Annotated in this window: 9 protein-coding genes; all 9 read left to right on the plus strand. The window is 65.7% G+C overall.

What is annotated here, in order from left to right; genetic code table 11:
- Nucleotides 1–9: 9 nt before the first annotated feature.
- Nucleotides 10–810 (plus strand): enoyl-CoA hydratase/isomerase family protein, encoded by an 801-nt coding sequence (locus FJ039_09185; protein MBM4406334.1) that lies wholly within the window; start codon nt 10–12, stop codon nt 808–810.
- Nucleotides 811–821: 11 nt separating this feature from the next.
- Entirely contained in the window at nt 822–1616 is a 795-nt protein-coding gene (locus FJ039_09190; GenBank protein MBM4406335.1) for an enoyl-CoA hydratase, read from the plus strand.
- Nucleotides 1617–1622: 6 nt separating this feature from the next.
- Nucleotides 1623–2867, plus strand: a complete 1245-nt coding sequence (locus FJ039_09195) for a CoA transferase (GenBank protein ID MBM4406336.1) — start codon at nt 1623–1625, stop codon at nt 2865–2867.
- A complete protein-coding gene (locus FJ039_09200; GenBank protein ID MBM4406337.1) occupies nt 2857–4083 on the plus strand; it encodes a CoA transferase in 1227 nt (408 codons plus the stop codon). Before FJ039_09195 ends, FJ039_09200 begins: the two co-directional genes overlap by 11 nt.
- A gap of 5 nt (nt 4084–4088) precedes the next feature.
- Nucleotides 4089–5201 (plus strand): acyl-CoA dehydrogenase, encoded by a 1113-nt coding sequence (locus tag FJ039_09205; protein ID MBM4406338.1) that lies wholly within the window; start codon nt 4089–4091, stop codon nt 5199–5201.
- Nucleotides 5198–6388 (plus strand): acyl-CoA dehydrogenase, encoded by a 1191-nt coding sequence (locus FJ039_09210; GenBank protein ID MBM4406339.1) that lies wholly within the window; start codon nt 5198–5200, stop codon nt 6386–6388. The genes FJ039_09205 and FJ039_09210 overlap by 4 nt, the downstream gene beginning before the upstream one ends.
- Before the next feature lie 138 nt (nt 6389–6526).
- Nucleotides 6527–7591, plus strand: a complete 1065-nt coding sequence (locus tag FJ039_09215) for an LLM class flavin-dependent oxidoreductase (GenBank protein MBM4406340.1) — start codon at nt 6527–6529, stop codon at nt 7589–7591.
- Nucleotides 7592–7624: 33 nt separating this feature from the next.
- A complete protein-coding gene (locus FJ039_09220) occupies nt 7625–8437 on the plus strand; it encodes a hypothetical protein (protein ID MBM4406341.1) in 813 nt (270 codons plus the stop codon).
- Nucleotides 8438–8440: 3 nt separating this feature from the next.
- A complete protein-coding gene (locus FJ039_09225) occupies nt 8441–9226 on the plus strand; it encodes an SDR family oxidoreductase (GenBank protein MBM4406342.1) in 786 nt (261 codons plus the stop codon).
- Nucleotides 9227–10629: the final 1403 nt, after the last annotated feature.

Genomic DNA, 10629 nt, shown 5'->3' on the forward strand with positions numbered 1-10629 from the left:
GGAGCGTTTATGGACTTCAAGCAGATTATCTATGAGAAGCGCGGCCACAAGGCCTATATCACCCTGAACCGCCCGGAGGTCCTCAACGCCTTCAGCATGCAGATGCAGAACGAGCTGAAGCGCGCCTGGGCCGATGTGAAGCAGGATCGCAAGGTCCACGTCGTCATCCTCACCGGCGCGGGCGAGCGCGCCTTCTGCAGCGGCGTGGACCGCAACGACCCGGATCGCGAGCGCGTCCGCGTGGAGCTTCCCAAGGACACCTGGCATATCGAGATACCCGGCAGCATGCTCGCCTCCAAGCAGAACGGCGTCTACAAGCCCGTCATCACGGCGGTGAACGGCATCTGCGGCGGCGGCGGCTTCTACTTCCTTTACGATTCCGATATCACCATCTGCTCGGAGAACGCCACCTTCTTCGATCCCCACGTCACCTATGGCCAGGTCGCCGCGCTGGAGCCCGTCGGCATGCTGCGCAAGATACCCCTGGGCGAAGTCATCCGCATTGCCCTCATGGGCATGGCCGAGCGCGTCGGCGCCCAGAAGGCCCTCCAGATTGGCCTCGTCACGGAGGTCGTCCCCCAGGCAAAGCTCATGGAGACCGCCGACCAGATGGCCGATGTGATCGCCTCCGCGCCGCCGATGGCCATCCAGGGAACCCTCCAGGCCATCTGGCACGCCCTGGAGACGGGCCGCGCCTCCTCTCTGGATGCAGCCAAGGTCTTCGTCATCGCCCAGAACGTCTTCCGCGATGTAGAAGGCGGCGAGAAGAAGTTCCAGACCAAAGACCGTCCCCAGTGGCGTCTGCGCTGAAGGAGCGCCCCATGGCCTATCAATATCTGACGCTGGAAAAGAAAGACCACATCGCCGTCGTCACCATGAACCGGCCGGATAAGCTCAACTCTCTCAACGTCGGCCTCCGCGATGAGCTCGTCGTCGCCTTCCGCGAGATCACGAACGATGATGAGGTGCGCGTCGCTGTCCTCACCGGCGCGGGGCGCGCCTTCTGCGCGGGAGGCGATGTCGGCGGCATCCAGGACATGGCCAACGCGAACGAAGGCCATCTTCCCCGGCGGGAGATCGTGGACCCCATGGGCTGGAACCTCCGCGAGATCGAAGGCTTCCCCAAACCCCTCATCGCCGCCGTGAACGGCGTCGCCGCAGGCACCGGCTTCGCCATGGTCCTCATGAGCGATCTCCGCATCGCCTCGGGAAAAGCGAAGTTCGTCACCGTTTTCGTTCGCCGAGGCATGATTCCGGATAGCGGCATGAGCTATCTCCTCCCTCGCCTCGTCGGCGATGCCAAGGCTGCTGAGCTGCTCTTCATGGGCGATGACATTGACGCCCAGGCCGCCAAGGACCTCGGCATCGTCAGCCGCGTCGTCCCGCCCGAGCGGCTCATGCCCGTCGCCATGGAGCTTGCCGCCAAGATCGCCGCCGCCCCGCCCGTCACCATCGAGCTCACCAAGAAGCTCATCCACAAGCGTCGCACCCAGGAGATGGAAGAGGCCTTCCACTATGAGACCTTTGCCCAGCGCATCTGCTTCTCCACGGAAGACACCAAGGAGGGCGTGAAGGCCTTCCTGGAAAAACGCGCCCCGAACTTCAAGGGCCGGTAACCGCCGATGCAGCAGAACCCTGCACAACCTGGATCCGCGCGCCCCATGCCCCTCGATGGCGTGCGCGTCCTCGATCTCGCCGATGAGAAGGCCCTTATGTGCGGCCGCCTCCTCGCCGATCTGGGGGCGGACGTCATCAAGGTCGAGCGCCCCGGCGGCGACTCTGCGCGCGCCATCGCCCCCTTTTACAAGGACAGGCCCGGCCCGGAAAGCGGCCTCCTCTGGAACTTCCTCAACCTCAACAAGCGCGGTATCACCCTGGATATCGCGACTCCCCACGGCGCGGACACCCTCCGCGAGCTCGTGGCGACTGCCGATGTCCTGGTCGAAAGCTTCGCCCCAGGCCGCATGGCCCACCTCGGCCTCGGCTACCCCGAGTTGAGCAGCCTCAACCCGCGCCTCATCATGGCCTCCGTCTCCCCCTTCGGCCAGTCCGGCCCCTACCGCGATTGGAGGGCCACGGACATCGTTGCCATGGCCATGGGCGGCTGGATGTACCCTTCCGGCGACGACGACCGTCCCCCGGTGCGCTGCACCGTGGAGCAGGCCTATATGCAGGCCGGAGCCCAGGCCGCCGCCGCCGTCACCATCGCCTTCTGCCAGCGGGAGGCCACGGGCCTCGGCGCCCACATAGACCTCTCCATCCATGAGGCCGTCTTGAACAGCGTCATCGGCACCCATTCCATGTACCAGCACGATAAGACCATCCAGAAGCGCTCCGCCCTTGCCACCTTCAACCACCTCCTCCGCCGCCCCTCCTTCAAGTGCAAGGACGGCTATATCGCCTTTCGCTACTACACCGGGCGCGGCATGGGCTCCCAGATGAAGAGCGTCATCGAGTGGATGAAGGAGGAGGGCAAGGCCCAGGAGTTGGCCGACTTCGATTTCGAGCAGCGCAAGCTTTCCGAAACGACCCAGACCGAGTCCGACCGCTGGGACCAGGTCTTTGCCGACTTCTTCGTCAACTACACCAAGGCGGAGATCTACCGGCAGGCCCTCAAGCGCCGCTTCATGATGTTCCCCGTCAACACCATGGCCGATATCTCTCGGGACGAACAGCTCGCCGCCCGCGGCTTCTTCGCCGCGATGCCCGTCCCCGCCCTCGGCGGCGAGATCGCCTTCCCCGGCGCCTTCGCCTACATGACGGAGACTCCCGTCGCCTTCCGCCGTCCCGCTCCCCGCGTCGGCGAGCACAACGACGAGGTCCTCGGCAAAGAGCCGGGCCGGATGCGAGGCGCCGATGTCCGCTAACGGCCGGGCCGCGATGCGCTCGCCATTCCAGGGCGTCAACGTCCTCGATTTCTCCTGGGTCATCGCCGGCCCCGTCATCACACGCCACCTCTCCATGTACGGCGCCAACGTCGTGAAGATCGAGTCCCACGCCAAGCTCGATCCCGCCCGCATGACCAACTTCGTCGGCAAGCCCGGCAAAAACAAGAGCCTCGCCTTCGCCCTCGCCAACGTCAGCAAGAAGAGCGTCACCGTGGACATGAAGAATCCCAAAGGCGTTGACCTGGTGAAGCGCCTCGTCCCCTGGGCCGATGTCGTCATCGAAAACTTCAGCCCGCGCGCCATGAAGTCCTGGGGCCTCGATTACGGATCGCTGCAGAAGATGAACCCCGGCGTCATCATGCTCAGCGCCTCCATGCAGGGCCAGAACGGCCCCAACGCCATGGCCTTCGGCACCGGCCCGCACCTCCAGGGGCTCGTCGGCCTCATGGACACCACCGGTTGGCCCGACCGCGAGCCTGTCGGCCCCGGCTTCGCCTACACGGATATGATCGGCCCCTGGTACGCCATCGCTGCCCTTGCCGCCTCCCTCGTCCACCGCCGCAAGACCGGCAAGGGCCAATACATTGACCTCTCTCAATATGAGACCACATTGCAGTTCTTCGCCCCTGCCCTGATGGACTACGCCGCCACGGGCCGCGTCCAGTCCCGGGAGGGCAACCGCTCCCATCGCGCCGCGCCCCACGGCGCCTTTCGCTGCAGCGGCGATGACCGCTGGTGCGCCATCGCCGTGGAGAGCGACGATGAGTGGCGCGCTCTCTGCGCCGTCGCGGGCCGCCCCGAATGGGCGGCGCATCCCAGCTACGCCACCATGGCCGCGCGCCTCCAGCACAGCGAGGCGCTTGAGAGGCTCGTCGAGTCCTGGACGCGCACCCTTCCCGCCGAAGAGGTCATGCGCCGCCTCCAGGCCGCTGGCGTTTCCGCAGGCGTCGTCGCAAATGCGAAGGACATCAGTGAGGATGTGCAGCTCGCGCACCGGGGCCACTTCGCCGGGGTCCAGCACCCGGAGATTGGCCCCTACCTCTGCGAGCTTCCCTCCTTCCGCATATCCACCGCAGAGCCTATCCTTGTGGGCGCGCCCCGCATCGGCGAACATACCAAGCCTGTCCTGCAGGAAATCTTGAAGCTCTCCGATGAGGAGATCGCAACCCTGGAAGCTGAAGGCGTCCTCCACTAACCCCCATGCCCATCGAACTGACGCAAGAACAACAGATGCTCAAGGCCAGCGCCCGCGACCTCCTGGCCAAGGAGTGCCCCTCCACTCACGTCCGCGAGATGGAGCAGGACCCGCGCGGCTACTCCCTCGCCCTCTGGCGCAAGATGGCCTCCCTCGGCTGGTTGGGAACCACCTTCCCCGCCAGGTACGGCGGATTGGACGGCTCGTTCGCCGATCTCGCCGTTCTCCTGGAGGAGATGGGGCGTGTCCTTCTCCCCGGGCCCTTCGTCCACACCGTCGCCATGTGCGGCCACGCCATCGCCGCCCACGGCACGGAGGCCAAGCGGCAGCACTACCTGCCCGCCATCGCCAAAGGCGAGCGCGCCTTCGCCTTCGCTCTCCTGGAGGAGAACGCGAAGTTCACGCCCGATGGCGTCACCCTGGAGGCCGTCCACTCCGGCCACGGCTACTTTCTTCGTGGCGAAAAACGTTTCGTCCCCTACGCCGCCACCGCCGACTCCCTCATCGTCGCCGCGCGCACGTCGCCCGGCGGCGTCACTCTCTTCATCGTTGACCCCAAAGCCGGCGGCGTTACCTTCACGCCCGTGCGGGCCATCGGCAGCGATAGGCAGTGCCAGGTGCGCTTCGATGGCGTCGCCGCCCAAGAGGTCCTCGGCCCAGTGGGCAAGGGCTGGCCCATCGTCCGGGAGATGCTTGCCAGGGGAGCCGTTGCCAAGTGCGCCGAGATGGTCGGCGGCGGCCAGCGCGTCCTGGAGATGGCGGTGGACTACGCCAAGATCCGTGTCCAGTTCGGCAGGGCCATCGGCAGCTTCCAGGCCGTCCAGCACCACTGCGCCAACATGGCCCTGGACCTGGAAGCCTCGCGCCTCGCCGCTTGGGAGGCCGCCCAGAAGCTCTCCGCCGGGGAGGCCGACCCTCCGGAGGCCGCCATCGCCAAGGCCTGGGTGAGCGAGGCCTACCGGCGCATCTGCGCCACCAGCCACCAGGTCCTCGGCGGCACCGGCTTCATGGAAGAGCACGATATGCAGCTCTACTTCCGCCGTGCCAAGGCCGCCGAGCTCTTCGCGGGCGACGGCTTCCACCACCGGGAGATGCTGCTCCAGGAGCTGGGCCTATGACCCTCGGCAAACTCCATGCCCTCATGGACCACGCCCTCAACCCGGAGGAGCGCGCCTACCGCCGTGAGCTCCAGCGCTTCCTGGATGCCGAGCTGAGCGCCGACGCCGTTCGCGAGACGGACGAGAACCGCGGCCCTCGCCCCGCCTCCCGCATCTTCCTCAAGAAGATGGGCGCCAAGGGACATTACACCATGGACTGGCCCAAGGAGTTCGGCGGCCAAGAGAAGAGCCGCATGCACTGCTTCATCCGCGATGAGGAGGTCGCCTATTACGGCGCGCCCGATGTGGAGCTGGAGGTCAAGACCGTCGCCCGCTGCATCATGCTCTTCGGCACCGAGTGGCAGAAGAAGACCTTCCTGCCCAAGATCGCCCGGGGCGAGCTCGTCTTCACCGCAGGCTACACCGAGCCCGACGCCGGCTCCGACCTCGCCTCCCTCAAGCTCCCCGCCGTCCGCGATGGCGACGACTACGTCCTCAACGGGCAGAAGCGCTTCACCAGCGAGATCTACTACGCCGACTATATCTGGATGGCCGTCCGCACGGACCCCAAGGTCCCCAAGCACAAGGGCATCTCCGTCCTCCTGGTGGACGTGAACACCCCGGGCATCACCGTGCGCCCCATGATGACTATGTCCGAAGAGCGCACTAACGAGACCTTTTACGATAACGTCCGCGTCCCCGCCACGCACCTTGTGGGCCGGGAGAACGAAGGCTGGCCCATGCTCACCACGGCCCTGCGCTTCGTTCGCAACATCCCCTCCGGCGACCTCGTCAAGCTCATCGAGGAAGTGACGCAGTACGCCGCCGTCACCGTTGTAGATGGCGAGCCCCTCATCAAGAAGCCCATCATCCGCAACGCCCTCGCCGAGTTCATCCTGGAGGTGAAGGTCCTCCGCCTCTTCGGCATGAACACGGCCCGTGCCCTCTCCAGGAACATCGCCCCGGGCATCGAATCCTCCGTCGCCAAGCTCTTCCGCCTGGAGCTCGCCCAGCGCCTCGCGCACTTCAACATGGAAATGATGGGCCAGTACGCCCAATTGCAGAAAGGCTCGCCCGACGCTCCCCTGAACGGCGACCTGGAGCGCTTCTATCGCTCCGTCATTCGGTGGAGCATCGCAGGAGGCACCAAAGAAGTCCAGCGCAACATCATCGCCCAAGCCGGCCTCGGGTTGCCGAAAGGAAATTAGCCCAGTAAGGGCGCGGGGCACGCGCCCGAGAAAGACCCACAGCGGGCGCGGGGCGCGCGCCCATCAGAAAGTCCGCCGCAGGGCCGAGGCAAGTCTTCGCACCGCGCCCCTACGGTGAAAAATCTAGAGAGGAGCCGTATGAAATTCACAACCTTCAGCCTGGTGCAAGCGCCGAGCACCATCCCTGACCCTGAAGTCCTTCGCAATGAAGCCGACCTGATGATCTTCGCCGATGAGCTGGGCTTCGATGCCGCCTGGGCGGCGGAGCACCATTTCCATCACTACTGCATAGATCCCGATCCCCTCCAGCTCGCCACCTACGTTGCCGCGCGCACCAAGAGGATCCGCATCGGCACCGCCGCCAACGTCGTCACCCTCATCCACCCCATGCGCATCGCGGAGCAGGCCGCCATGCTCGATTGCCTCAGCGGCGGCCGCGTGGACATCGGCTTCGCCAAGGGCTACGGCCCCCGGGAGTTCAGCGGCTACGGCGCCAACATCGCCGACGGCGCGGAGCGCCTCAAGGAGGCCGTGGACATCATCCTCGGCGCGTGGACCAAGGAAAACTTCACCTTCAAGGGCAAGCACTTCAGCGTCCCCTATCCGGTGACCCTGCGCCCGCGCCTCGTCCAGAAGCCGCACCCACGAGCCTTCATCGCCACCGGCGGCACGCCCGATACCCTCGAGTTCGCCGCATCCCGCGGCCTCTCCTTCTACGTCTCCTACCAGAGTCGCACCCACTTCCAGGGCCTTAAGAAGATGTACGAGGACTTCGCCCGCAAGGCCGGGAAATCGGAGGCGGAGATCAAGCGCCTGACCGACCAGATCCTCGTGATGCAGACCTCCTACGTCGCGCCCACGGAGAAGCAGTCCTATGACGACCCGAAAGACGCCGTCGCTTGGATGGCCAAGGCCGTGCGCTCCGTCAACACGCCGGAGGACCTGGACACCTGGCCCGAGGACCAGAAGAAGGTCGTGCAGGCGCGCGTCGCCACCTTGGCCCAGGGCTACGAGAACTACGATAACTATTGGAAGGCTTTCGTCTACGGCGACCCCGGCCGTGCCATCGAGCGCATCCAGCGCCTCAAGGACGCCGGCTTCGAAAACGTCATCATCGGCTTCAGCTTCGGCGGCCTCCCGTACGATAAGGTGCGCAAGTCCATGCGCCTCTTCGCCGAGAAGGTGATGCCCAAGTTCAAGTAGCCGCATCCTGCGGCCCTGTGTTGAGGAGGCCCCATGAGCTATCACTACATCACCTACGAATCGAAAGACCACATCGCCGTCATCACCATCAACCGGCCGGACATCATGAACGCCGTGAAGCCCGCCGTTCTCGAGGAGCTGCATGCCGCGACGGCGGCGGCGAACAAGGACCTGGATGTGCGCGTCATCGTCTTCACCGGGGCGGGACGCGCCTTCTCCGCCGGGGCGGACATGGACTACCTCAAGGAGTCCATGGCCGAGGTGAAGGCCAAGGGCAAAGCCTTTGCCGTGGAGCAGGCGGCCGCGCACGACGATGTGACGGCCTCCTACGCCAACATGCTCCACCTGGTGAGCAAGCCCGTCATCGCCGCCATCAACGGCGCTGCCGTCGGCTTCGGCTTCACTCTCGCCCTCGCCTGCGATATCCGCCTCGCCTCGGAGAAGGCCCAGCTCGGCGGCGTCTTCCTCCGGGTGGCCCTCACCCCGGAGTTCGGCTCCACGCACAACCTCGTGCGGCTCGTCGGCCTGGCGAAGGCCTGCGAGCTCGTCTTCACCGCCAAAGTCGTCACGGCGCAGGAGGCCTTGCAGATCGGCCTGGTGAACCAGGTGCTCCCGCACGACCAGCTGCTGCCGGCGACGATGGAGATGGCGCGGACCATCGCCTCCCTGCCGCCCATCTCCATGAAGTTCGCGAAGCAGAACCTCATCAACGGTGTCAGCGGAAGCTTCTCCGCCCAGGTGGCCGCCGAGAACGCCGCCAATCGCATCTGCCGCGATACCGAGGATTACGCCGAGGGCGTGAACTCCTTCCTGGAAAAACGCAAAGCCGTCTTCAAGGGGCGCTGACCCATGGGCACACTCGATGGCAAAGTCGCGATCGTCACCGCCGGGGGCGGGCCGGGCATGGGCCGCGCCCTCTGCATGGCCTTAGCCAAGGAAGGCGCAACCGTCGTCGTCGCCGATCTGGACCCCAAGCGCGGCGAGGAATCGGTGCAGGCCATCGCGAAGGCGGGCGGCAAGGCCGTCGCCATCCAGACGGACGTCTCCAAGAAGGCCGATGTCCAGCGGATGGTGGATGCCACGGTAAAGCGCTTTGGAAAAGTAAGCATCTTGCTGAACCATGCCGGCGTGAACCCCAGCGCCAAGTATGTGGAGGAGATGTCGGAGGAGCTGTGGGACCGCGCCCTGGCCGTCCACCTCAAGGGTGCATTCCTCTGCTCCCAGGCGGTGATCCCGCACATGCGGAAAGAGAGCTGGGGGCGCATCGTCAGCACCGTCTCCCGGGCGGCCTTCAAGCCCACGGCGCTGGGCCTTGCCGATTACGCCGCCGCCAAGTCGGGCATCGTCGGCTTCTCCCGCGCCTTGGCGATGGAGATCGGGCGCTACGGCATCACGGTGAACTGCATCGCGCCCGGGCTTGTCCACGGCGGCGGCATGGGGCTCGTCTCCGGCATCAACGAGACGACGGAGTGGCGCGAGAAGGCCGTCATCCGCGAAGGCCAGCTGGTGCGCCCCTTCCGCGAGGTCACGCCGGAGGAGATCGCGGGCGCGATGCTCTACCTCGTCGGCCCCCACGCCGATCGCGTCACCGGCCTGGTGATGCACGTCAACGGCGGCAGCTTCCTGCCAAGTTAGAGGGGACGCGCCATAGGAATGGCGAGGGCGAAACCAGCCCGCCGGGTTCTGGGAGAGTAGGGGCAGGCCTCAGGCCGCCCGCCACATGTAGGGGCGCGGGGCACGCGCCCTGATAGCAGATGGCCCTGAGGGCGCACCCATACCAGGATAACCCTTCCTCGCGGGGGGGGCGTCACTGTGACGCCCCATCTTGACGCTCTCGCATAGCTCATGTTATTTCTTGTGTATGACCCTTGCCAGGACACATAGGTACGCAGGCGGTCGCCGGGGCGCATTGCATCCTTCCCCTCAGACCCCCTCGCCTCGCAGGAGAGGGGGCCAGGGGGAGAGGTTACCCCCGCTCCTCGCCTTTCCCTTGCCGCTCGCGAAGGCAGGGGGAGGAACAGGAGCCCCCTCCACCGTCCTGTCTCGAGCAGGACCACGGAGCACGTCACCAGGCCAACCCCGGTCCAGCGGCGCGGGCCCCCAAAGGAGGTCACTCGTCGGGGCGCACGACTAATCGCCCCCTCTGCTCCCACATCGGGCCACAGCCCAGCACAGCGAACGCGCCTTAACGGCGGGGGCCTCCTGCCTCTCATCGTCAGGGCTGCTCTTGCCGGACGGTCAGCCGGTGCATGGTTCGGCCCGCGGCCGCAGAGCTCCCACATCCTTCTCCACCCCGTGTTTGGCCGCCCAAACTCCTCTCTCCATCGATGGGAGAGAACCTCGACTCCGGTCCGCCGGAGCCGAGAAGAGAGGGTGAGTAGGGGCGCGGGGTACGTGCCCTCTGCCGGACACGCCGCAGCCCAGCGAAGGCGGGTTCCTCCGACTGGTAGGCCTCCCCCTTCATCACCGGGAGGTCACGCCCGCTACCTTTGGTAATTCCGCCGTATGGCGCGGCGACGGGACTGGAGAACAAACCCCCATGCGCGAGTCCGCCGGGCGACGCATGTCGTCCGAGGAGAGATGGGTCCTGTCCGCAAGGACAGCCCTCCTGCGATGCCGGCCTTGGCACACGGCGTATGCCCAGGCCGTCCCCATCGCGCACACCCCTCGCCCCTTCTCGGAAGGGTCCTGGCACCGTCCTTCGACGGAAGGACCGCCGCCCACCGCCTGCGTACCAACCAAAATCACCACAGCAAACCAAAAACTGAAAAGCAAAGAAAGCGAGAAACCCAAAAGAAACCATCAATCTAGAAGCAGGCGATACCACCACAACCCACAAGGCGTCCCTCCCTTCTCAGGGTGAGGGATAAGAGGGAGAGGTCTCTTCCTCCCCTCTGTCCCCCTGAGGTGCGGCGATCCCCAATCACCACGACGAACGGGCCTACGCCGCCTGGGTTGCTCCTGCAACCCACCATCCTCTGTAGGGGCGGTCCGATTACATCGGACGAACGCGGTCCTTTCTGAAGGACTCCGTGTGC

It is taken from the genome of Chloroflexota bacterium (assembly GCA_016875535.1).
Classification (GTDB): Bacteria; Chloroflexota; Dehalococcoidia; order SHYB01; family SHYB01; genus VGPF01.